We start from the raw sequence: 24,232 nt of genomic DNA on the forward strand, positions 1-24,232 counted from the left end.
TCATGCAGACAACCTTGAGCGAAGACGCCCGCCAACTGCCTCGCGCCAAAGAAGCCGAAAGCATTCTGCGCAGTTGCGTGCACTGCGGTTTCTGCAATGCCACCTGCCCGACCTATCAACTGCTGGGTGATGAACTGGATGGCCCCAGGGGGCGCATCTACCTGATCAAGCAGGTGCTTGAAGGCAACGAGGTGACCCGCAAGACACAGGAACACCTGGATCGCTGCCTATCTTGCCGCAACTGCGAAACCACTTGCCCTTCTGGTGTCGACTATCACAACTTGCTGGACATAGGCCGGGCGGTGGTCGATGCGGCAGTGGCGCGCCCTCTCGGCCAACGACTGATGCGCGAGGGTTTGCGCAGCGTGCTGCCCAATCCGGCGCTATTCAAAGGGCTGGTTAACAGTGCCCAGGTTTTCCGCGCATTGTTGCCAAACTCGCTGCAAGTCAAATTGCCTCGCACCGTGTATCCGGCAAAGCCACGACCGACCACTCGTCATACCCGACAAATGCTCATGCTCGAGGGCTGCGTGCAACCGAGTCTGTCGCCCAATACCAACGCGGCCGCCGCACGCGTGCTGGATCGACTGGGGATCAGCGTCACCACAAACCGCGAGGCCGGATGTTGCGGCGCGGTGGACTATCACTTGGACGCTCAGGCCGCCGGCCTTGAGCGGGCCCGCCGCAACATCGATGCGTGGTGGCCAAGCATTGAAAGCGGTGCCGAGGCCATCGTGCAAACTGCCAGCGGCTGCGGTGCCTTCATCAAGGAGTATGGCAACCTGCTCCGCACCGACCCGGTGTATGCCGACAAGGCAAAAAGGGTCAGTGCCCTCGCCAAGGATCTGGTGGAAGTATTGCGCGGCGAGCCGTTGGATAAGCTCGGTGTACACAGCGACCAACGCCTGGCGTTCCACTGCCCCTGCACTTTGCAGCACGCGCAAAAACTCGGGGGTGCAGTCGAAGCCATTCTGACAAACCTGGGATTCAACCTGACCTCTGTTCCCGATAGCCACCTGTGCTGCGGCTCGGCGGGCACTTATTCGCTGACCCAACCCGAACTGTCCAGACAATTGCGCGATAACAAACTCAATGCGCTGGAAAGCGATCACCCCGACGTCATTGTCACCGCCAATATCGGCTGCCAGACCCACCTCAACGGTGCAGGTCGAACCCCTGTCAGGCACTGGATCGAACTGATCGAAGCCGCGTTGCCTTAAACGAGCACTGGAGAATTCCCATGAAAAGCAAAGCCGTACTGAGCCAGACCGAAGTCAGCAAAATTCTCGCGGCCGCACGTACCGAAGCCCAACACAATCAATGGGCCGTCACCATCGTGATTGTCGATGACGGAGGCCATCCATTGGCCCTCGAACGCCTCGACGGTTGCGCACCAATTGGCGCCTACATCGCCACCGAAAAGGCACGCACTTCGGCCCTGGGTCGGCGTGAGTCCAAAGGCTACGAGGAGATGGTCAATGGCGGGCGCCACGCCTTTTTGTCAGCCCCCTTGCTGACCTCCCTTGAGGGCGGCGTGCCGGTCATCGTCGACGACCAGGTGATCGGTGCGGTCGGTGTGTCGGGGGTCAAGGCTGAGCAAGATGCGCAAGTGGCCAGGGCCGGTGCGCAATGTCTGAAGTGAATTGAGCGGAAAGGTATTAAAGCTAGACCGACATTGGGTGCCTCACCTTTCAGAGGGTGACTGAACTATCCAGTCGCCCTCCACTGGTCACCCTAAGTCCCTTTGCCAAACGTCGAAATAATATTTCTAGTTAAGCGATATATTGCACCTAATCACCTCGATAGCAATCAAGCCATCCCATACCGTCAGCCGTTACCCCAATAGGCTTATACTCACATCCAACCCAGCCCTGATATGAATGAGCGCTGAGAAAATCTAAAATTGTTCGCGCGTTGAGGCTCCCCACATTAGGTTCATGCCGTCCTGGAAATCCAGCAATTTGAAAATGATCAGCCTGGTCAAGATAGCGCGCGGTGCAATCCATTGGGTCAAGTTGCTCCATAGACGCGTGATAAATGTCCAAAATTAGTCCAAGCCCATCCAATCGTTCCGTCCATCGAATGGCGTCAGGCAACGAGCGGATAAAATAATCAGCCACCGAAACTTGATTGATGGCTTCGATAACCAGTTTGATTTTATAGCGACCCGCTTCTTCAATTGCCCAACTCATATTTTCTTCAAATTTACGGCATGATGTCTCATAGCTCGCGTTATCGACAATTCCGCTTAATACGTGCAGGAGCTGACTATTACCCGCTATGGCATAGTCCAACCCCCGAAGAAAATCATTCTTAAACTCGCGTGTTTGGCCGGCTAGCGCAGCTAAGCCCTTGCTGTCGGGTCGCAAGGGAACGGTTGCCAAAACCTGCTGGAGACCGTTGCGATGTAAGTATTTTGCGACGGTGACGGCTGAGATGCCTTGCGGAAAACTGAACTCAACGGCCTCAAAACCAGCGTCGCGCGCCGCATTAAACCGATCTTCGAAGGGGAATTCAGTGAAGAGCAACGATAAATTTGCAGCAAATTTGATCATTTAGCGCCTCGGATTATCCCCGTCGATTTTTTCTTTTGTCGCTTGGTTGATCTGCTCAATCAACGCTCCGATACCATCCAGCAAAAAAGTTCGGGCGGCTCCATCCGCCAACCGTCCATGTTCTATTTTACGGTGTACGTCGCCAATGACGATCTGGGGATAAACCACCAAGGCAGCCCTGACCGCCCAGAGGGTTTCGTTGAGTTGTTGATGGGCTCGAACTCCTCCAGTAAACGCAGGCGATGCCGTGAAACCCAACACTGGGAGTCCAGCCAGGACAGACTTGCCATGGGGCCGGGACAACCAGTCCAGCGCATTCTTCAAAACACCCGACATACCGTGGTTGTATTCCGGCGAGCCGATCAATACCCCATCGGCGGCCGCCACGGCTGCACGCAGGTCGCTAACCGCCTGCGGAGCATGGACGCCGTCGTAATCTTCGTTGTACGGAGGGATGCTTTCCAATCCATGGAGCGTCAATCGAACCTGCCCGGTCAATCGTTCCGCTACTGTGTTGAGGATCGCCGTATGGGCCGACTGCTGACGCAGGCTGCCTGACAGGCCGAGGATATTTATCGTCGCGGTCATTCAAATACTCACAATCTGCGGTTTTGGCTTGAGGAGGAAATGAGCGAGCGCCGGCACCAGTATCAATGCACCCACCATGTTCCAGATGAACATGAAGCCGAGCAGGATGCCCATATCTGCTTGGAACTTAATGGGAGACAACACCCAGGTCAGTACGGCAATACCCAAGGTAATCCCCGTCATCACCACCACTTTCCCTGTCGAGAGCAGGGCCAGATAGTAAGCATCGGACAGGCTTGAACCATTACGCAGGTTGGTCAGGGTCACGCTAAGGATGTACAGCGCATAATCCACCCCGATGCCAACCCCCAGCGCAATCACGGGCAGCGTCGCGACCTTCACGCCGATGTTGAGCCCCACCATCAAGGCTTCGCACAAAATAGATGTCAGCATCAGCGGCAACACTGTGCATACGACAGCTCGCCAGGATCTGAAAGTGATAAAACACAGAGCGATAACGGCTGCATAGACCATGAAGAGCATCTGTACATTCGAACGCTTCACGACGATGTTCGTGGCTGCTTCGATCCCGGCATTTCCTGCCGCATTCAAGAACTGGATCTGATCAGTGTTATGAGTCGCCGCGAACTGCTCGACGGTCTGCACCACACTGGTGAGCGTGTCCGCCTTATGGTCCGTAAGGTAGACATAAACCGTGAGCAAATCGCAATTCTGGTTAAAAAGTTCACGTGGTGCACGTGTGATGATCGCGTTCAATAGCCCTTGATTACGCGGTATCTCATACCAGGTCATGCTGCCTTCATTCATACCCGCTGCAGCCTGCTTACTCAGCGCGGCTAAAGAAGTCGTCGATACCACCCCAGGCAACTGCTGAAGCTGCGCTTCCAGCGCGTCGACCGACACCAATGTTTGGTAATTGGCGCAATAGTATTGGGGGGTTTTTACCATCACGACGTACTTATCGCTGCTGGCGGAAAAGTTACTGACCATAAAGCGATTGTCGGTGTTGTAGCGCGATTCGGGACGCAGCTCCGGTGCTCCAGGATTCAGGTCACCGATCTTCACGTGCAGGCTGACGGCAAACCCGGCGGCCCCCAGCATCACGGCGATAATGATTGCACCGCTCGCCCATTTGCGCTCGGTGAATAGATCCAGAAACGCCCAAAATGGATGTCGGGCGTGGTGAGCGTCTAGCTGCGAGAACTTGTCGTTAGCCGCTTCACGCAACGCTGCCGCCTTGCTGACACCGGTGTACGACAACAGGATCGGCAACAGAATCAGGTTGGTGAAAATCAACGTCAGCACGCCGATCGTCGCGGCAACGGCCAGGTCCTGGATTACCGGAATCTTGATGATCATCAGAACCGCGAAACCCACGGCATCCGCCACCAGCGCCATCAACCCGGTCAAAAACAGACGGCGAAAGGTGAAGCGTGCTGCCACCAGTTTGTCGGCGCCACGTCCGATGTCCTGCATGATCCCGTTCATCTTCTGCGCGCCATGGCTCAAGCCTATGGCAAATACCAGAAACGGAACGAGGATTGAGTACGGGTCAAGATCAAACCCCAGAGTAGGCAGCAAGCCGAGCAACCAAACCACAGCGATGATCGAGCACAGCAGCACCAACAAGGTGCTGCGCACGCAGCGGGTGTACCAATACAACACGATGCCGCAGATGATCAAAGTGGCGGCAAAGAACATCTGCATCTGACGCATGCCGTCGATCAGGTCACCCACCACCTTGGCGAAGCCGGTGATGTGGATCTTGATGTTTTCGGTTTCGTACTTTGCCCGGATCTGTTCAAGCTGACTTGAAAGGGTGTTGTAATCGAGCGGCTGACCGTCGTCGGATGCAGTTTCCTGAAGGGGCAATAGCACGATGCTGGACTTGAAGTTGGCAGCGACCAGGCGGCCAACCTCTCCCGAGCGTTCGACGTTCTGTCGAATCTGCTCCAGGCTATCGGCTGACCCATCGTAATTGTCAGGTATTACCGGACCGCCGTCGAAGCCCTCCTCCGTCACGCCGATCCAACGGGTCGCGGGCGTCCACAGCGACTTCATGTATGAGCGATCTACGCCAGGTAACAGAAATACCTCGTCATTGATTTTCTTGACCGTCTCAAGGTACGAGGCATCGAAGATGCTGCCCTGCTTTGCCTCGATCGCGATACGTAGAGTGTTGCCCCCCTCGCCCAGTTGGCCTCGATTCTTCAGATAGTTCTGCACATAAGGGTGATCCGTTGGGATCATTTTTTCGAAGGCAGCATTGAGCTTCAAACTCAGTGCCTGGTAGCCCAGTACCAGGCTGAGTAACACGCAAATGCCTAGGATGACACTGCGATGATTGAACAAAAGCCGTTCAACCAGAGTGCCGGAGGATGGGTCGAATACATCCGGCTTAGGGGTGGTTTCGTGCTCTGCAGAGCGTGTATAGCTATTCATTGATCTGCTCCGGCGATTCCACTGCATCTGCGGACGACAGCATGCCCCGTGCGCTGCTGATGATCAGGCTGCCGTTTGCGGCCTGCGCCATACCTGTGAAATAACTCGGTTGAGTGATCTTCAGGACAGAGGCTTTGGTACTGCCCTGCTGAAAGCGCAGCACTCTCCCCGACTCATCAGCAAGGAGCACGGAGCCATCCTCAAGACGCAGACCACTAGTCAACGTGACCGGCTGCAAGGTGTCGAGACGCTGCCAGGTATCACCGCGGTCCTTGGACTCGAAAGCTTTACCGCGCAGCCCAAACGCTAGAATTGATCCGGCGTTGGTAGATTGAAGTCCGAAAGTCGTGCCTTCATAAGGTGACGCCAGTGACTCGAAGGTCTTGCCCTCGTCACTGGAACGCAACAGCGTACCCTGCTCGCCAGCAATGAACAGATCCGTTCCCACCCGTTCGATGCTGTAGAGATGCAATCCGCTTGGGTTATCAATACGGGAGCGCATCGATTGCCAGGTGAGCCCACCGTCGTGAGTAACAAAAGCCAAGCCATAAGCACCAACGACTATCCCGTTTCTGGCGTCCACGAAGAGTAGATCGAGAAAAGGTTTGTCGGGGCCATCGTCCACGAGTTGCTGTGCTTGAGCTAAACGCTCTTGCGCTTTTTCTGCGTCTCGAGCAGCTTCAGCGACTTGCTTGGCTTCTTGCAATTCGATATCAGCGGCCAGAACGCCGTCCAACTGCTTGTCCCAGTTTAGTCCGCCATCCCGGCTGTGCAGGACCACCCCAGCGTGTCCGACTGCCCAACCTTCGAGGTCGTCGAGAAAGCGAACTTTGACAAGGGTCATACTGACAGGGGACCTGACTTGCCTCCAGCTACCACCGTTATCCTCAGATACAACAATGAACCCTCTTTCGCCAACCGCCACAAGGCGTTGACCTGCCCTCGCGACACTCAGCATGACCGACTTAGCTGCCATGGCGCTTGTGATTGATGGCTGCACCGACAGTCCGCCAGGCTGTGCCGCAGCTACGCCGGTGAGCGCCGTTATGATTGACACACTTAGCATCAACGCCTTGAACGGATGTTGGTATGAAACCCTGGGATTTTGAATTCTCATTGGCGAGCCTCGATGATGCGGTTCAGCGGACGCCGCGCCAGTGACACCGCGTCCATGGAACACAAGTTTGAAAAGTTGCTGCGAGGCTCAGCGCACCGACCCGGATGCCACCGCGGTACCGGTGAAAAAGTTCTCGGGTTTGCGCGGTATCACGCTGTAGGTTTCCCCGTTCAGACCCTGGACGACGCTGTAGGTCTTGGCCTGCAGGTTGTAGATCACTACAGGTTTGACCACCACCGCTGGGATGGCTGGCACCACGAATGGCAGCACCTGGGAGACACGCCAGAGTTTGCCCTCGGCGTCGTAGCCATCCACCAGCGAGATGGTCCAGCTGTCTTCGTCGATGAAGAATCGGCGCTTGGGCACGGCATGGCGTTTGCCCGGCGCCACCGTGGCTTCCAGCTCCCAGACACGGTGAAGTTCCCAGCGCACTTTGTCGGCATTGAGGTGGTTGGCGGTAAAGGCATCTTCGCGTTTTTCGGCGTGGAACTTGTTGTCGTTATAAGGGATGTACAGTTCTTTCTTGCCCACCAGTTTCCAGTCGTAGCGATCCGGATGACCGATGAAGCCGTGCACCTCATCGAAATAGTTGGCGCCCGAAGCGACGAAGTCCGGGGTGTCATAACCCACGGTAGGCGCCCGCCGCACACGGCGTTGGCCGACCAGATACTGCCAGGCCTCTCGCGGCTGCTGAGCGTTGATGCTGTCATGGGTCACCAGTGATTCCCCAGCCTTGAACGGCGGCTCGCTGGTCAAGAACCGCAGCAGCGCATACTGCCCGGACCATTTATCTGCGGCACCGTCCTTGTAGTAGTACGGGTACTGCCAGTTCTCCACGCCCCGGCTGGCCAGCGTCCGAGTCCCGTCGGCGTTGCCGATGATGTTGGAATAGCCCATCTGTATGGATTCGGCTTCAACCCGCAGCAGGAAATTCCAGATGACCTCATTGCCGTTTTTCGGAATCGGGAACGGGATTCCGCCGTAGCACCCCTCTACTGACAAACCATTGCTGGTGGTCTTGCAATTGGTGGCATTGGCGAAGGTGTTTTGATAGACGCTGTCCGGCGCCGCAGCGCTGCGGTGAGTCGGGTAGACATCAAGGTGGAAGGTGTCGGGGAATTTGGCCAACAGGGCTTTGGTTCCTTCACTCAACTTGTCGGCGTACTGCGCAGCGTTCTTGGCGTTGATCTGCAACAGCGGTTTTTCGCCGGGGAACGGATCGGCGGGTACGTCGCCGAACTTGGCCCCGGCGACATCCTTGGTCAAGCCGCCGGTCCAGGCCGGAATGGAGCCATCGGCGTTGCCGGCTTTTTCGGCCCCCATGGGTGTCAGCGTGGTCTTGAGCTTCGCCGCCTCGTCAGGGCTGACCGCTGCCAGCGCGGTACCGACAGACAGTGAGATCGACAGAGTGGACAGCAATAGCAGTTTAATTTTTATCATTATCAGGGCCCGCCTGTTCTTTGCTTAAAAGGTTCGCTGGATCGAAAACGCCACGAAATCCCGGTCTTTCATGTTTTGCTGATAGGTGAACGAATTGGCTGAATTGATGACGGGCCCGGCCTCACCAAAGAAGTTGGTGTAGCTCAGCGAGGCGTACCACTGCTTCTTGTAATCGGCCTTGAGACCCAGGGTCAGGTCGCCGCCATGTTCCGGGCCAAATGCCTGGGGCGTGACGGAAGAACGCCCGGACGGGTTATAGCCAAGGGTGATCGGCGCTTGGACGTCGATGCCAGGAAAAACCTGGAAATATTGCGGTTCAAACGTGAAGCGCATGGCGAACGCATCGCGCGTGGTGTTGGGGTCCAGTTGATCGGCGTTCTTGGTCACGCTCAGCCGTCGGTTGAACGCCAGTTCACCCACCAGGGAAGCGCCGTCCCACAACGCGGATCCGCCGTAGACATTGATCATCGATACCTGGGCATGCCACGACCGACCAATGGGATACGCGGGGTTGGAATCGTTGTCGGCGTCCATGCCAGTGATGATGGTGCCGCCGACACCCGCCAGGGGCGTATCGAGCCTGATCGATGTTTCACCGGCAATATTGGCCTCGCCCACCAGCGTACTGAAGCTGGCACCGAAGACCTTCACGTCCTCGGGATAGACGTTGATAAACGAGTCGTCGGCCCCCGGCACCAGCGCGGCCGGGCGGAAGTAGAACACCGGTGTTTTTTCGTGATATTTCGCGGCGTAGAGCCCGAACTCCCAGTCCTCCACCGCGAATTTCAATTGTGCGCCGAACTGCCCGGAGTCCCTCGCCTCCTTGTCTTTGCCATGACGCAACTCACCCGTGGGGAAGAACACCCGCTCCCCGCCTTCACCCACAAAGTCCGCCCCGCTGAAGTAGCTACCTGCGGCGGGCAGACGGGTCTTGTTCCATTCGAATTGGTAGTAAGCCCCTACGCTCACGGTGTCGTTCAGTTGCCAGTTGCCAGACACCTGCTTGGTGGGCATCAGGATTTCTTTGAATTGGGAACCGGGGACTGATTGAAGCTTCACCAAGTCCACGGTGGACTGGGCGTTGGCAATCCCGTTGGCGCCGAAGAACAGGCTTTCACCGTAAATCTGGGTGAACTGCCCGAGCCGCCCGGACAACGAGGTCGTGCCGATTTCCGTCGAACCATAGATAAACGCGTCGAGGATTTCAGTCCGTTGGCCATGGATACGGCGGGTGTCGCTGGTGAATTCATCGTGGTCGACACTCACCGAGTTGGCGGTGCCCGGTGAATCGTTGTCATTGTCCTGGCTGTAGACGTTGTCGTACCAGGACGCCGCGCTGAGGCGTGCACCGACGTCTTTGTACTTGATGTCGAATTCGGAAAGGATGTCCAGACGATTGGAAATCAGCCCGCGATCGAAATTTCGATCGCCGTCGTCCAGGTTGGGATTGCTGTTGGAGGTCCCAGGGCCTACCGCAACCTTGTGGTCGAGCTTGTTCACGCGCCAGGCGTTGCTGTATTTGATGGTGTTATCCCAGGTCGCCGAAAGGTCCGGATTATCGGTGTCGATCTGGAAGGCTTGCGCCTGGGTTGAAAGACCCAGCAGTACCGTAGCGCTGACTGCGCAGGCAAGGCTGGAGACCGGCAACGGGCAGAACCGCTGGTTGGCTGTTTTCATGGAGATGTTCCTGTTTTCTTGTTTTTGTAAAAGATCATCCACTCGCAGCCTTGGCCGCGAATACCGCTGGCATCGCTATAATGCGTAAAAATATATTTACTGCACTCAAAACTACTTTATGCACAAAACCTATCCTTGCGCAAATTCAAAGTCAAGCGGATTCAGGCGAGCATCGCGCATTTGGGGGTTGAGAAAAGGAAGGGAAAGTCGACAGAGGGCCGAAAGACCCGGCAGAACCCCATCGACAGCAGGCGCTCAATCAGTCTTTGCACTAAACTTTGTTTTGCGCATAAAATGCGTTTGGTGCAAATTTCAGGACGACTCCGACCATGATTCCCTCTCCCAGCGTTCCGCTGATTGATGTCGCGTTGACGAAGATGAAAAAAGCGATCGTCTGTTGTGAGCTGCCCCCCGGCGAAAAGCTCAAGGTCGCAGAGTTGTCCAAGACCTACGGACTCAGCAGCTCGCCGATTCGTGAAGCGCTCAATCGTCTGACCCAGGATGGCGTGGTCGAAGCCAGCGATAACAAAGGCTTCAGGGTTGCCCCCATTTCCGTCACCGATTTTCGCGACATCACGCGCATGCGTTGTCTGCTGGAATGCGAGGCGTTGGCCGATGCCATTCAGCATGGCGACGACGCCTGGGAAGCCGATGTGCTCGGGGCATTTCATCGCCTGAATCTGGTGGAGAAAAAACTCGGAAGCGGTGTGCTGGTGCTCGATGATGAATGGTCGACCCGACACAAGGCCTTTCACTTCGCCCTGTTCGCGGCGTGCCCATCACCGTTGTTGCTGAAGATGATCGACTCGTTGTTTGATCGAGCTGAACGCTACCGGCGCTTTTCCGCCCAGCAGCGGATCACCCAGCGGCATAAGGGCAACGAGCATCAGAAGTTGATGGAAGCGGCGCTGGCTCGCGATACTGAGAAAGCCGTCACCTTACTGCGCAATCACATCCAGGAAACCCTGGGCCGGATCGTCGAAGCCATAGAACGCCGACAAGCCACACTTCAATAAGCCGTACGTAATAAAGCCCTTCGCCTGGCACTGTTTTCGTGGACAGCACCAGGCGAAGGGCGTGTTGCCCTTCAGGCTTTAAGCCTGTTCGAACCTGATCGTCTTATCGCAAACACCACCTTGAGCCGACGTGGGTTTCTGCGGCGGCTTGCACCACAGCGCAAGCTCCATGCCCTCGAGCAACTCCATCGCCCAGGCCACCGTGACTGCCCCGCCATACACGTAGTGATCAGGCCGCACGATCACCACATTGCACCCTCGCTGTTCCAACCATTGCGCCAACAACCCATCGACTTCCTGATACTCATCGGCAGCGCGAGCGCCTGATTGTTCAGGGTTGACCAACCGCACGACGTGAATAGGCAAGCCTTTGAGCGACTGGCTGCTGCGCAGACATCTCAACAACGCAGTGGCATCGAAGCCGGGGGCAACGACCACACGAAACACCTGGCCGGTAAACTCATCGAGCAGGGCCCGCTTGCCGACATGGTCGATCACCATTGGCTGGGGAAACAGCTCACCGGCCGGCGACACTTGCGCGATAAACCCCTGGGACAGACCGGGGATCAACGATTGCCGGATGGTCCCGCCCGGGTTCTCCTTCATATGTTCGATCAACCGTGCATCCCGGTTCGCGGCTCTTTCGCTGTCGCGCTCGCAGATCACTCCGCCGAACTCCTTGGCCGCCAAAGTGGTCTGGCGCACATGAGGGATACGCTCGATCTGATAGGTTTCCAGGAACTCCGGAGCCGCCAACCCTTCTTTCACCAGGGCGATTTTCCAGACCAGGTTCAAGGCATCGCGGATCCCCTGGCACATGCCTTGTGCCAGGAATGGCGGCGTCATGTGGGCCGCGTCCCCGAGAAAGAACACCCGGTCCGCTTTCCACTGCTCCAAGATCAATGCATGGAATCGGTACGCCGAAGCCCGCCATAACTGATAGTCCTGCTCCGGCAACCAGCGGGAAATCAGCTTCTTGATCATTTCAGGTTTTGAGATTTCCGACGGCTGCTCATCCGGATTGATCATGAACTCCCAGCGACGATGTCGCCCGGGGCCGACGACAAAGGTGCAAGGCCTGGCCAATTCGCAGAACTGGACGTTGGTCTTCGGTAGGTCCTCCCCCGCCCCTTCGTTGAGGATCACATCGACCACCAGCCACGGCTCGTCGAACGCAAGGTCGTCCATCTTCAACCCCAAGCGGGTGCGGATCGGGCTGGTGCCGCCATCGCAGGCCAGCACATGGGCCGCCGTGACCGTGCGCTCAGTCCCGTCCTTCGCCTGGATACGCACATTCGCCTGGGACTCGGCGGAGTCAACCGACAGCACCTCAGAGCCCAGCTCAACGGTTACCGATTTGAAACGGGCAATTTTTTCGCGAAGTGCACGCTCCACCGGCGGCTGGGAAAACACATAGTTCGGCGCCCAGCCCAGCGGAAAAGGCGGTTGGGCAGCGTCAATGCGCTTGATCAACTGAGAACCGGTCGTACGGTACTCCGAGGGACGGTACGGCATGACATGTTCGGCAATGCTGCCAGCCAGGCCGATATTGCCGAAGACTCGCATCACTTCATGGTCAAAGCCCATGGCCCGAGGGTTGGCATAGACCGTTTCGGACTTCTCCACCACCAGGGCATTGAGCCCCCACAGACCGGCCAGATTGGCGCACAAGGCGCCCACCGGTCCCATTCCAACAATGATGACATCGTAGTCCATCGTCTACTCCGCTTCTTGTAGTTGTCGATTGCGAGTGCTGGTTGATGCCAATCACAACGTCTGTTCATCAACCAGATATCGTCTTTACCGGATGGAACGATCAGACGATTCGGACCCGCTGCTCCTCAATCTTCGTGCGAATGGAGTCCATCCATTGTGCGCGCGTCTGGAACTCTGGACGGCGCCTGCACATTGCCTCGGTCTGGGCCAGAATGACCTCGGTCGGTAGCTCGAGATCCAGAGGTTCCTTGCACGGCTGAGCGGTATAGAACGGTGTATCGACATACATCTCGACGGGGTTGCCTTCAGGGTCCTTGAAATAAATCGACCAGGCATTCCCGTGGTCCACTTGGGCGATGCCCTCAATGCCGCTTTTTTTGGCGAATTGATAGTACGCCTTCAGGTCATCCAACGAATTGAGCAGGAACGACAGTTGATTGATCGGGTTGAACGGCAGATCAACAGGCTTCCCGTCAAACAGCACGACCTGATGATGCAGCTCTGGATTCTGCGTCATGAAGAAAAGACGATGCCCTGTCGAGGCCACGCCTTTGTCGCTGACGATGAAACCCAGGACGCGACAATAGAAGTCGACCATCCGATCCAAGTCTGAGCAGAACACGCCGGAATGGGTGAAATTGATAGTAGGTAAGGCGGGCATGTGGAACCTCCAGTTTCTTATGATTGTGTAGAGGACAACGCTCAGGCTTCGTCAATGACGCCGTTCGATAGGGTCCCGATTTCAGTGATGACCACTTCGAACACATCACCCGGCTTCAAGAAAATCGGCGGTTTGCGCTTGAAGCCGATCCCGCTCGGCGTACCGGTTGCCAGAATGTCGCCAGGGTTCCATGGCAGCGCCTTGGACACGTAGGAGATCAAATGTGGAATGTCGAAAGCCAGCTCCGAGAGGCTGCCTTCCTGCAGTTGCTCACCGTTAAGAATGCCCCGTACCACCAGCGTACGGTAATCGGAAATTTCCGACGCTGGAATGATCCAGGGGCCCAGTGCGCCAGTTTTTCTGAATGTCTTGCCCATGCCGTACTGGTGCGTATGGAACTGCCAATCCCGCACGCTGGCATCGTTAAAGCAGGTGTAACCCGCCACATGGTCCATTGCATCGGCCGGATCGATGTGCGCGCCACCTTTACCAATGACAACGGCCAACTCAGCTTCGAAGTCGAACTGCTCTGAAACTTTGGGCCTGACCAGTGGTTCGCCGTGGGGCAATAGCGTTTCGGCAAATCGCTGGAATATCACTGGAAATTCCCCGACCTTCCGGCCGGCCTCTTCGGCATGAGCCACATAGTTGATGCCCACACAGATCACCTTGCCAGGATTAGGTATGACAGCCTCCAGTTGAATACTGGAAAACGGATAATCGGCCTGGGCGGTCTCGACGATCTTGCGTGCCTCCTGTACCAGCAATCGATTGGCCAGAAACGAGGCAAGATCCGGAACTTGCGCAAAACGACGGGTCAGCTCGACCACCCCATCACCTGACACGGCGCCAAAATGGGCCTTCCCTTCTTTGCGGTACGAAATCAGCTTCATGTTCCTCTCCTATTTTTTGTGCACAAAAACTAATTTCTTGCACCATACATCATTAAATGCATAATGCAAAAGGTCGCGAAAAAAAATAATGAGCCCCATGAGGCTCCTGGTTCTGGAGGCAAGCATGTCGCTGGTGATGGTTCGTAAGATCAAACTGGACATCGAAGAAATATTCCACGAGGGAGGCCCCCGTATATCAACACCATTACGCATCGCGGTCGCTACCGCTGTGGTCGCCAATCCCTACGCCGGCAGATATGAAGAAGACCTGCTGCCCTTCATGCAGGAGCTCAGGGGATTAGGCGCACAACTGTCGGAGCAATTGATCCAGGCGCTGGGCGGTGCCTCGCAAGTGCAGGCTTATGGCAAGGGCGCAATTGTTGGTGAAGACGGCGAACTGGAGCACGGTGCGGTCTGGCACGAAGCCGGGGGTTGGGCGATGCGTGAAGCATTGGGCAACCCCAAGGCAATCGTTCCAGCGGGCAAGACTATCGGTGGCCCTGGTTGCCGGGTGATGATTCCGCTGGGACATATCCAGGCAGCTTATGTCCGCAGTCATTTTGGTGTGGCGGAAATGACCGTGTGGGATGGTCCTCGCCGTGGCGAAATCGCTTTTGGCCTGGCCATGGCCACCGGCGGCAGGATTCATGCGCGGCTGGGCGGCCTGAGTGCTGCCGAAGTGAAGGGCGAAGACGGGTTACGTTGATGCCAGGGTTTTGAAGTGTCGCTCCACGGATTACGTACCACGACAAAAATAATATGAGTATCGGAGAACATCATGACTGCAAAAACGATGCGCGCCGCACGCCTGTATGAAGGCGGCAAACCCATGGTCATCGAGCAGTTGCCCGTACCGGGCATTCGTCCAACTGAAGTGCTCGTCAAGATCAAGGCCTGCGGAATCGTCCCCAACCTCCATAACATCCTGACCAACTGGGTTAAATGGTTCCCCCAAAATCCTCTGCCGAAACTGCCGGCGACCTTCGGCCTTGACCCAACGGGAGTCATCGAGGCAGTTGGCGAACAGGTCTACGACTTCAAGGTTGGTGACCGGGTCTACGTCAATCCAGGCCGCCACTGCGGTTCCTGCCGGTCTTGTCGTGCGGGCAATACCATCGCCTGCACGGCGTACACCTTCAATGGCTATTTCGGCTTCACACCAAAAAGCCCGCGCATGTTCGAAGACTATCCCTACGGTGGCCTTTGCGAGTACATCCCTGCGCCGCAATACAGTCTGGTGAAACTGCCCGATAACCTCAGCTTCGAGACGGCCGCGCGACTGGGCTACCTGGGTACCGCCTACAAGGCAATGCTCAAGGCCAATGTCGGGCCTGGCACCACCCTGCTGATCAATGGCATCAGTGGCACGCTCGGCTTGGGCGCAGTGGCACTGGCGCTGGCGATGGGCGTGCGTAAGATTCTCGGCACGGCCCGCAACCAGGAGCTCTTCCAGCGGGTGAAAGACCTCGCCGCGCCAGGTCGGATTGAAATCCACACCTTGGGCACGCTGCCGATCAACGAGTGGGTCAGTGAAATCACCAATGGTGAAGGCGTTGATGTGGTGATCGATGCTCTGGGTCCAGGTGCGCCACACGAGACCCTGACCCAAGCCCTCAAGTCCATCCACCGCGGCGGGCATCTGGTCAACATCGGTGCCATCGCCGGTGACGTCCCGATCGATCTGCACTGGATCATGGACAACGACATCCAGATCAGCGGTTCGGCCTGGTTCACCGCTGGGCAAGGACAAGCCATGGCGGACATGGTGGAATCTGGCACGCTGGATCTTTCATTCTTTGAAAACACCGCTTTCAGCCTGGAAAAAGTGAACGACGCGATTACCGGTATCGAAAATCGACATGGCGGCTTCAGCAATTACGTCATCTGCCCCTGACATTAACGAAACCCGTTCACCACAACGGCGGGCACTGTAATGCCCGCCCACACTTCCAGGGGAATGCTATGAAAATCCGAAGAGTCGTCACGGGCCTGGATGCCGCAGGCCAATCCGTATTTATCAGCGATGACGCTGCTCCACGCGCGTGCTCCTTTGAATCCATTCCCGGCCATGCCATGGCGCACCTGTGGTCCACCGGATCAACGGCCGGAACGTCCGTCGCACAGCAGGACCCCACCCTGGGGCACCCCTCCCTGGTGCCCGGGCCGGGCGAAACCAGCCTGGCAATCTATGATTTTCCGCCGGACACCGTGATGCAGAACCCGACGGATGTCGGACAGATGATCGAGGAATTGGGCGGTGCCCTGCCCGGCTTGTTCGAATGCTTTGAACCGGACCATCCGGGCATGCACACGACCCCGACCATCGACTACGGCATTCTGCTCCAGGGTGAACTCTGGCTGGAGCTGGACAATGGAGAACAAAAACTGATCCGGCCCGGCGACGTTGTCATCCAGCGCGGAACCCGCCACGCATGGCGTAACAAAAGCGATCAAGTCGCCCGAGCACTGTTTGTGATGATCGGTGCAAAACGCGACTAGCCAACATTTTCCCAAACGCTGAATCTAGGATATATACATGACCCTACGTCAGATTGCGGTGATCGGCGCCGGTACGATGGGCAGCGGAATCGCCCAGACGTGCGCGGCAGCCGGCCACGACCTATTGCTCATCGATATCAGCGAACAGGCACTGGAGCGAGGCCTGCACGCAATGCAGAAGAATTTGGACCGGCAAGTGGGCAAAGGGACCCTCACCTGTCAGCAAGCCACCGACACGCTACAACGCATCCGCACCTCGACTCATCACACCGATCTGAACGATAGGGATATGGTGATTGAGGCAGCCACGGAAAACTTTGCCCTCAAGTGCTCAATCCTACAACAGATCGCCACCCACGTTCGCCCGGACTGTCTGATCGCAAGCAACACCTCATCGCTGTCGATCACAGAACTGGCAACCAGCATCAACCGCCCGGAACGCTTCATGGGTATTCATTTCTTCAACCCGGTGCCCGTCATGGGGTTGGTGGAGCTAATCCGTGGTTTGCAAACCAGCGACACGACCTGTTTCATCGCCCAGGCATTGGCCGAACAGCTAGGAAAAACCGCGATCCATACTCAAAATCGCCCGGGATTCATAGTTAATCGAATCCTCATTCCGATGATCAACGAAGCCATCTTCGTCCTTCAGGAAAATGGCGATGCTCAAGCAATCGATGCCAGCATGCGATTGGGGTGCAATCAGCCGATCGGGCCTTTGGCATTGGCCGATCTGATTGGATTGGATACCGTGCTGGCCATTCTGGAAAGCTTGCAAACTGGTTTTGGTGACCCGAAATACCGTGCCGCACCTTTACTTAGGGAGTTTGTCGCTGCGGGCTTCTTAGGCAAAAAATCGGGACGAGGTTTTCATGTTTACAGCTGAAGCTTATAGGGGGTACGAAACTATACGTGCTCAAGCTTTAGAGCTCTTCGTTAACAAGGGATTCGGCCAAGTTAGCATGCGGGAATTGGCTCGCCATGTGGGCCTTGCTCCGGGCTCACTGTACAACCACTTCCCTAGCAAGCAAGCGTTGTTATTCGATCTAATCGAGGAAATTTATGAAGAGCTCTATCTGCTTGTTAAACCTGCGCGTCAAGGAGTTGACAAAGTTCGTTCTCTGTCGAGTCTAATCGTTGCACATCTGCGCTTGCACCGACGGCGCCCGCAGCACTTTCGACTAGCGCTACATGGCTTTGTTTATCTAGATGACGCTCAGCAGCAACGGATCGTCAACAAGCGCAAATTATATGAAAGCGCCTTTATTACTACAGCATTCAACGCAACTTTTCTGGCCAAAGACACAAGCTCGGTGGCTGTGCAGGCCATTATACAATTTCTCAATTACCTACCGGGCTGGCTGGATGATGGTCATCTAAATGACGAGGCATGCGCACTTCTTGTCGAGCAATTTGTCACAGGAGCACTCCGCGAATGCTCAAAGTCAGCCATCCAAAAAATCCCTGCTCCCGCTCCTTGAATTAAATATCGCTTAACAAGCGAGCGAGACTATTCAGTCATACACGCTTTTGTCCGCCCCGATTGAATTATGTACAACACGACGTATTTTCATAATTCAAGATAATGCTCGTGCGCAAATGAAAAACAGCTGCTAAGGTCCGCAGGGAAGCACCATACTCGCAACTACCAAACAGTTATTTGAATTTTGTTTTTTAACGCTCCAAGCTATATGAATAACGAAACGCACTGACGAATCGCGGCTGTACCTATGTTAAGTCCCCGTTACACAGGTTTTTAATCAGATCCAATGTCTACCTATTATCGTTCGGCGTCTCACTGCAAACCGCCAAATACAGCCTGATAAATTTTAGCTTTCAGTGCCCATCTAAAAGTACGATCGGCAAGGGGTTGTCTGGACGAGCTCTGGCTGCCAGTCTTGGATAGCTGTCAGTCTCAAAAATAATCAATGATAAGAGATTACCTCATGCTCAGAATAGGGGTTTTAGGATGCGGCCGGATAGGAAATGTGCACGCTGCAAGCGTTGTGCAGATTCCATCTGCCAAACTGATTGCAGTAGCCGATGCAATTCCTGCAGCGGCTCAAGCATGTGCCAACCGATTCAATGTCGAAGCACGTTCGATTCAGGATCTCATCAGCGCAAATGATATCGACGCGGTGGTCATCGCGACGTCCTCGCCCACACACTTCGAGTTCATTCACGCCGTGGCGGACGCAGGAAAACCGATTTTTTGTGAAAAGCCTATCGATATGTCTTCTGATAGGGTTCGGCAGTGCATTGAGAAGGTAGCTGCAGCCGGGGTCCCTTTCATGACCGCGTTCAATCAGCGCTTCGATCCACACTTCGGGGCGCTTCAAAAACGTCTCGCTGCTGGCGAAATTGGTGAACTGGAATCGGTGTCAATCATTTCCCGAGATCCATCCCCTCCGCCGAGAGATTACCTTAAAGACTCCGGTGGCATTTTCAGAGACATGATGATTCATGACTTTGACTTAGCTAGATTTCTACTAAACGAAAATCCGACCCGGGTTTTCGCAACCGGTGCTGCTTTAATCGATCCAAGTATCAAAGAGCTGCATGATGTAGACACCGCAGTTGCACTGCTGATGACCAAATCAGGCAAAATCTGCCAGATCTCTAACTCGCGGCGCGCTAGTTACGGTTATGACCAGCGACTTGAAGTGCATGGTGCCAAGGGCATGCTGCGAGTGAAGAATGTGCATGAAAATCAGGTGGAGAGTGCAACAAGCCTTGGTTTTACCCTGCCTGTTGCGAAGCCATTCTTCCTCGAGCGATTCGGCCCCGCTTATCTCGCCGAAATGGAACATTTTATTTCGTGCATCTCCACAGGCACTTCTCCCACTCCGAATGCAGAGGACGGGCTGATTGCTCAGCTGATCGCAGATGCTGCCACTGAATCCTTGGCGCTCGGTCAACCGGTCGATGTTAACTACTAGTTCACCAAAGTAGGAGTAACCATGAGAATTGGGATTATAGGACTCGGGAATGTAGCCGAGCTCCACCTTACAGCCTTGAAAGAGCTTGATCCTGACGCATATGTGGGCGGTTGGGGTAGAACTGCCAAAAGAGCGGAGCTGTTCGTAGAGCGATTTGGGGGACGCCTTTATGCATCTCCGGAGACATTGCTCGCAGACGAGGCCATTGATGCCGTCATAATTTGTACCAACGCTGCATCCCATTTTGCTTTCGCGAAGCAAGCGTTGTTAGCAAAGAAGCATGTTCTGATAGAGAAACCTATTTGCGAAAGACCAGAGCAAATTCAGGAACTGGCGCAATTAGCGCGAGAAGCAGGCAAGGTTTGCATGCCCTCACATAACTATGTATACGCCGAAACGATGCAACGGGTGCGGGCTCATATCGATGCCGGTCACCTGGGTGAAATCCTGAACTTTTGGGCGATATATAATAAGCGTCACCCAGCAGAAATGGGATCGCCCGATCTGACCATGAGTGAATTGATGGTACACCACGTCTACTGCATGCTGTACTTCTTAGGACGTCCAGCAAGAATTTTTGCTACCGGCTCCAACGTTCACTTTGATGATCCACAAGCCCATGATCAATTGATGATCGTTGCTGAATACCCTAACGGGACAATTGCGAATCTGTGGGGAAGCTTTTCAGCTGATGACCGCAGTCGCGACCCTTGGTCCGTGTACTTCAAGATCATTGGAAAAAACGGGTCCGCCGTCGTCCCTTGGGACACCACCAAGTTCGGCGACGCAAGGCTACCGTTCTGGGATGACGGAACATATTGGGATAGTTTCTATCAGATTCAGAAATTTTTCCTAGGCGAGTGCCTCACCAATAAGAGAAGTCCACTGTCTACAATGGATGATGCACTGGATACTGCGGTGATTATGGATGTAGCGCGTGATTCGATAGCCTTACGCCAATCGATAGAAATTGCTTACATTAATGTTGATGATCATTTCGCGTAACCGCCTTCATTTTTACCAAAGAGATGGTGCATCATTTTTTTGCTCCGTTTTCGTTCGCCTCGTAGGCAAGGCAACACTTGCTACTTCGAGACAAACGGTAACGCCCTCGCCGACCGTTCATTTCGAAATGTACGAACATGACGGCACATATATGGGAAATCGATTATTAACTTATCTAATATGGACATAACCAGACAGAAAACTCGGATTAAAAATTTAAAAATATAAGGGATGATACTGACCTCCCCATGCGGGCGTGGCGCATTGTCATGACTCGTTACGCATTGATTTGAAAAGTATTCCGGAGGGCTTTGTCTATTTGACTATGGAGGTCATCGGCGGATGCTTGCTTTCAATCGCCACAGTAAAATTTTTTATCGACCTGTAGAGGTAGCGCTGCGCTGGTGTCTTCTAATGGCATATGAAGCCCAAATTCTCCAGTCAAATTGGACCGATTTGGCTATTCTACGGACGACTTTTCCACAATGGCCGTGCCTGCATGCAAATACCGAGAGAATTATCGATGCAGTTAAGCATGGTGAACTGCCTTACGGCTGCCTGGGACTAACGGTTTCTCGAGGCACTCCTGTCGATATCTCGCAGTTAACTGTTCGTCACACCGATCTTCGGATGTGGATGTCACAGTACTATCCTGAGCAAAAACCGCCCTTCCTCTTCGATCCAAAACCCAATAAATTAGACAGCATAAATATTGGGACTTACCTCGCATTGCAAGCTGATAGAGAAGCTCTCCAATTACAAGTGAAGAAAATTAGCACTGCTTATCAAGAGCTGACTACTGAGCTTGAGGCTATCGGATTGGAGAAAGAAAATATTCGACTTATGCTCAATAGCAACAAAAAAGTCAGCGACCGTAGTGAAACCGCTTATCTTCATATAATCGGTGCGATGCTGACTCTATTGCTAGGTCATTCTCCTTCCGGCAAGCCTCACTCAGTTTTCAGGTCACAATCCGCGATAGTCGACGCTCTGATCGCTCACCATAAAGAACTCTCTGGCGTTTCTAAACGTACCCTGGACGAAAAATTCGCCGCTGCCAAGCGCAGCCTCTCCAAACGCTGAGTCGTATTGCGCTGCAACCCCCCTTACTGCGGCGCAATGACTCCCCTCCATTTCTGCTATTCAATTCAGGTCACGTCCCGTCACGCGCCAATCGACAACCGCGCCATCTTCCGCGCCAGTGGCCAGGCCCGATGCGCTTCGGAATATGTGCTCAACCTGGAGCAGCAACGGAAGCAGACGGTAATGGATGACTCGCGATGCATGAACGATGGAGCTTGATCATCACCTCACCGCTGCAAACGCTTCATAGGGTCCAACACGAGTTGGACCCTTTTTCTATGCCCAGAAAAATCCCCACACTGCGGAGCTCTGACGCAAAGAACATGAGGTACATCCCGTAACCGCAGCATACCGTTAGGTATCCAGATTCTCAGCCAGGTAATCCACCAGCTCGAGTGGACTTCGGCTGTCGATCACCTTGTAGATCAGATCGCGTTTGCTGCGCGGAAGCTTCTTGACCACGCTCTTCGCCGAGGCTCTGACGGCTTCGTCTGTTCCATGGATACGTGCCGCGAGCAGCAGTATGAGCGTGGCGTCAGTGAGGTTCATGGCAAGACCCGATAAAATTCGCACCGCAGTGTACCGACACTTGCCTTTTTCGCACCAGCACACGCATCCAACAAAACGGCACCAGGACAAATCGATATTCCGATTGCCGCAAAAAAGGACACACGGCAAAAGGACGGGTAAGGGTTGGAAGAGGAATGGGAGTCAAGGGTAAGAGCCCTATCCGAAAAGGCTAAAAGGCCACTGATCCTGCCATTTCCCGGGAGGTCACGATGCTCAGTTTGTTTCTGCACAAAAGGCAAAAGCCTCCTCCTCCACCCACCGTAAACGTCGCCGATGGGTACCTACCCATAGAATCATCCCAGAGCTTGTTAGCAGCCGAGCATCGCCGTCAGTTGCTTGATCGCATCTGGCAGTACACCGCCCTCTCCCATCCGCAATTCAGTCAGCTCTATTTAAATCCGATCCATCGATACGCCGGGCTGGTCCAGCAGCTTCCAGCCAGCGAGACGCACCACCATGCTTATCTTGGCGGCATGCTCGATCATGGATTGGAGCTGGTCGCTTGTAGTTTGAAATTGCGTCAGTCATATCTGCTGCCGACCGGCGCCGCGCCCGAAGACCAGGCAGCCCAGACCGATGCTTGGTCCGCTGGCATCGCCTATGGCGCGTTGCTCCATGACATCGGCAAGATTGCCGTGGACCTGCTGGTCGAACGCCAGGATGGCCGTGTCTGGCATCCTTGGCAGGAATCCCTGGATCAGCCTTACCGTTTTCGCTACCTCAAGGATCGCGACTACCACCTGCACGGCGCGGCTGCAGGATTGCTCTACACCCGGATTCTCGACCGCCCAATCCTCGATTGGCTCAGTGGGTTTCCATCGCTCTGGGCCAACCTGCTGTATGTCCTAGCAGGTCAGTATGAACGTGCCGGCGTGCTTGGTGAGCTGGTGATGCAGGCAGACCGTGTTTCCACCGCACAGAACATCGGTGGTAACCCGAGCAAGGCGCTGCAAGCTCCGACTCATTCGCTGCAACACCATTTGATCAGCGGACTGCGTCATTTGATTCAGCACGAGCTGAAACTCAACCAGCCAGGTGCCGCGGGATGGCTGACCCAGGACGCACTCTGGCTCGTCAGCAAGACGGTCACAGACAAGCTGCGAGCCTATCTGCTGTCGCAATCGATTGAGGGTATTCCCTCGTCCAATCTCGCGGTGTTTGATGAACTGCAATCGCATGGGCTGGTCGAGTCGACTCCAGAAGGTAAAGCGATCTGGACTGCATTAGTCGCCCAGGGAGACTGGCAGCACAGCTTTACCTTTCTGCGCCTTCAACCGGCGTTGATCTGGGGGAACGAAGACCGGCCTGAGGCTTTCAGCGGAACGGTGAGTATTGCGGCTCATGAACACTCAGCTGACACCCCGGTACCGACACCAGCGCCCGACGCAGTCAGCGCAGAATCATGTCAAAGCCAACCGCAGCCGGATCCGATGAAGCTAGAGGATGCCGATTACCTCGGCACGCTGCTGGACATGTTCGAGTTGGACGAGCCTGAGGCCAACGATGCTCTGCCAGAAAGTGCTGACGATACTTCAAAGCTTCAATCGGATAACCCAGGCCAGGCATTTCTGAATTGGGTCAAGGAAGGCATTCTGAGTCACAAGCTGATCATCAATGACAGCAAGGCCAAAATCCACACGGTGGGTGGCAACGTATTTCTGGTCACGCCTGGTCTCTTCCAGCGCTACGCGCAGGAATTTCCAGGCGTTTCGCAGGGTTCAGATCAGGAGATGGAGGAATGGCGTTGGGTGCAAAAGCAGTTCGAGAAGCTGAAGGTTCACAGGAAGCGAGACAACGGTCTGAATATCTGGACATGCCAAGTGCAAGGCCCTAGGAAGAAAACAACTTTGAAGGGCTACTTGATTGAGGATCCCAAACTCTTTTTTGAAGTGATGCCACTCGATAATCCGTTTCTTAAAATCGAAAGAGATTAACTTTCAACGGCCCCATTGTTGGGAATCGGAAAGCGTCTGGCAAGGCCATCTGGTCATCCCTGCGAAACCATGACATAGGATTTGACTCCGGTGGTAAGGCCAATGATGGTGCAGTAAGTGGCCCACATGCGACACT

General features: G+C 54.9%; 22 protein-coding genes and 1 pseudogene. 13 read left to right on the forward strand and 10 right to left on the reverse strand.

Annotated elements, in window-relative coordinates:
* The first annotated feature begins 2 nt into the window (after positions 1-2).
* Together glcF and KSS97_RS18275 are read left to right on the forward strand one after the other, a co-directional pair.
* Positions 3-1,220 (forward strand): glycolate oxidase subunit GlcF, encoded by a 1,218-nt coding sequence (gene glcF / locus KSS97_RS18270; protein WP_217859847.1) that lies wholly within the window; start codon positions 3-5, stop codon positions 1,218-1,220.
* Positions 1,221-1,240: 20 nt separating this feature from the next.
* Positions 1,241-1,642, forward strand: a complete 402-nt coding sequence (locus KSS97_RS18275) for a heme-binding protein (protein WP_046061925.1) — start codon at positions 1,241-1,243, stop codon at positions 1,640-1,642.
* Positions 1,643-1,790: 148 nt separating this feature from the next.
* On the opposite strand, the gene KSS97_RS18280 is transcribed toward KSS97_RS18275, so the two are convergent.
* From KSS97_RS18280 to KSS97_RS18305, 6 genes are all read right to left on the reverse strand, one after another.
* Positions 1,791-2,555, reverse strand: a complete 765-nt coding sequence (locus KSS97_RS18280) for a hydroxypyruvate isomerase family protein (RefSeq protein WP_217859848.1) — start codon at positions 2,553-2,555, stop codon at positions 1,791-1,793.
* Positions 2,556-3,143: an NADPH-dependent FMN reductase gene (locus KSS97_RS18285; protein WP_217859849.1), complete on the reverse strand. Its 588-nt coding sequence runs from the start codon at positions 3,141-3,143 to the stop codon at positions 2,556-2,558.
* Positions 3,144-5,546, reverse strand: coding sequence for an efflux RND transporter permease subunit (locus KSS97_RS18290; protein WP_046061928.1), 2,403 nt, complete (start codon positions 5,544-5,546; stop codon positions 3,144-3,146).
* Entirely contained in the window at positions 5,539-6,663 is a 1,125-nt protein-coding gene (locus KSS97_RS18295) for a WD40/YVTN/BNR-like repeat-containing protein (protein ID WP_046061929.1), read from the reverse strand. The genes KSS97_RS18290 and KSS97_RS18295 overlap by 8 nt, the downstream gene beginning before the upstream one ends.
* A gap of 87 nt (positions 6,664-6,750) precedes the next feature.
* Positions 6,751-8,103, reverse strand: coding sequence for a DUF1329 domain-containing protein (locus KSS97_RS18300; protein ID WP_046061930.1), 1,353 nt, complete (start codon positions 8,101-8,103; stop codon positions 6,751-6,753).
* A gap of 24 nt (positions 8,104-8,127) precedes the next feature.
* Positions 8,128-9,780: a DUF1302 domain-containing protein gene (locus KSS97_RS18305; protein ID WP_046061931.1), complete on the reverse strand. Its 1,653-nt coding sequence runs from the start codon at positions 9,778-9,780 to the stop codon at positions 8,128-8,130.
* A 329-nt stretch (positions 9,781-10,109) separates the two neighbouring features.
* Here KSS97_RS18305 and KSS97_RS18310 point away from each other — a divergent pair, with 329 nt between their 5' ends.
* Positions 10,110-10,796 carry a GntR family transcriptional regulator gene (locus KSS97_RS18310; protein WP_207966317.1) on the forward strand — a complete coding sequence of 229 codons (687 nt, stop codon included), beginning with the start codon at positions 10,110-10,112 and terminating at the stop codon, positions 10,794-10,796.
* A 78-nt stretch (positions 10,797-10,874) separates the two neighbouring features.
* On the opposite strand, the gene KSS97_RS18315 is transcribed toward KSS97_RS18310, so the two are convergent.
* The 3 genes from KSS97_RS18315 to KSS97_RS18325 form a co-directional block, all read right to left on the reverse strand.
* Entirely contained in the window at positions 10,875-12,512 is a 1,638-nt protein-coding gene (locus tag KSS97_RS18315; protein ID WP_046061933.1) for a bifunctional 3-(3-hydroxy-phenyl)propionate/3-hydroxycinnamic acid hydroxylase, read from the reverse strand.
* Positions 12,513-12,612: 100 nt separating this feature from the next.
* Positions 12,613-13,173, reverse strand: coding sequence for a VOC family protein (locus tag KSS97_RS18320; protein WP_046061934.1), 561 nt, complete (start codon positions 13,171-13,173; stop codon positions 12,613-12,615).
* Positions 13,174-13,214: 41 nt separating this feature from the next.
* Positions 13,215-14,066, reverse strand: coding sequence for a fumarylacetoacetate hydrolase family protein (locus tag KSS97_RS18325; protein ID WP_046061935.1), 852 nt, complete (start codon positions 14,064-14,066; stop codon positions 13,215-13,217).
* 124 nt (positions 14,067-14,190) lie between these two features.
* Between KSS97_RS18325 and KSS97_RS18330 the strand changes: the two genes are divergently transcribed.
* From KSS97_RS18330 to KSS97_RS28640, 9 genes and pseudogenes are all read left to right on the forward strand, one after another.
* Positions 14,191-14,772, forward strand: a complete 582-nt coding sequence (locus tag KSS97_RS18330; RefSeq protein ID WP_046061936.1) for an amino acid synthesis family protein — start codon at positions 14,191-14,193, stop codon at positions 14,770-14,772.
* Positions 14,773-14,844: 72 nt separating this feature from the next.
* Positions 14,845-15,960 carry an alcohol dehydrogenase catalytic domain-containing protein gene (locus KSS97_RS18335; protein ID WP_207966316.1) on the forward strand — a complete coding sequence of 372 codons (1,116 nt, stop codon included), beginning with the start codon at positions 14,845-14,847 and terminating at the stop codon, positions 15,958-15,960.
* A gap of 68 nt (positions 15,961-16,028) precedes the next feature.
* Positions 16,029-16,565: a cupin domain-containing protein gene (locus tag KSS97_RS18340; RefSeq protein WP_046061938.1), complete on the forward strand. Its 537-nt coding sequence runs from the start codon at positions 16,029-16,031 to the stop codon at positions 16,563-16,565.
* Between the two features lie 37 nt (positions 16,566-16,602).
* Positions 16,603-17,451, forward strand: coding sequence for a 3-hydroxyacyl-CoA dehydrogenase NAD-binding domain-containing protein (locus KSS97_RS18345; RefSeq protein ID WP_207966315.1), 849 nt, complete (start codon positions 16,603-16,605; stop codon positions 17,449-17,451).
* A complete protein-coding gene (locus tag KSS97_RS18350; protein ID WP_046061940.1) occupies positions 17,438-18,046 on the forward strand; it encodes a TetR/AcrR family transcriptional regulator in 609 nt (202 codons plus the stop codon). The genes KSS97_RS18345 and KSS97_RS18350 overlap by 14 nt, the downstream gene beginning before the upstream one ends.
* Positions 18,047-18,511: 465 nt before the next feature.
* Complete coding sequence (gene iolG, locus KSS97_RS18355) at positions 18,512-19,504, forward strand: inositol 2-dehydrogenase (RefSeq protein ID WP_046061941.1); 993 nt, start codon at positions 18,512-18,514, stop codon at positions 19,502-19,504.
* Positions 19,505-19,525: 21 nt separating this feature from the next.
* Entirely contained in the window at positions 19,526-20,509 is a 984-nt protein-coding gene (locus KSS97_RS18360; RefSeq protein ID WP_207966314.1) for a Gfo/Idh/MocA family protein, read from the forward strand.
* A 342-nt stretch (positions 20,510-20,851) separates the two neighbouring features.
* Entirely contained in the window at positions 20,852-21,592 is a 741-nt protein-coding gene (locus tag KSS97_RS18365; protein ID WP_207966313.1) for a hypothetical protein, read from the forward strand.
* A 93-nt stretch (positions 21,593-21,685) separates the two neighbouring features.
* Positions 21,686-21,811, forward strand: a pseudogene (locus KSS97_RS28640) (DNA primase); the annotation flags it as partial.
* Between the two features lie 135 nt (positions 21,812-21,946).
* On the opposite strand, the gene KSS97_RS18370 reads toward KSS97_RS28640, so the two are convergent.
* On the reverse strand, positions 21,947-22,141 hold the full coding sequence (locus tag KSS97_RS18370; protein ID WP_027912535.1) for a DUF7740 domain-containing protein: 195 nt from the start codon (positions 22,139-22,141) through the stop codon (positions 21,947-21,949).
* Positions 22,142-22,371: 230 nt separating this feature from the next.
* On the opposite strand from KSS97_RS18370, the gene mobH reads away from it, so the two are divergent.
* Positions 22,372-24,096: a MobH family relaxase gene (gene mobH, locus KSS97_RS18375; RefSeq protein WP_217859850.1), complete on the forward strand. Its 1,725-nt coding sequence runs from the start codon at positions 22,372-22,374 to the stop codon at positions 24,094-24,096.
* Positions 24,097-24,232: the final 136 nt, after the last annotated feature.

It is taken from the genome of Pseudomonas alvandae, assembly GCF_019141525.1.
GTDB classification, from domain to species: Bacteria; Pseudomonadota; Gammaproteobacteria; order Pseudomonadales; family Pseudomonadaceae; genus Aquipseudomonas; species Aquipseudomonas alvandae.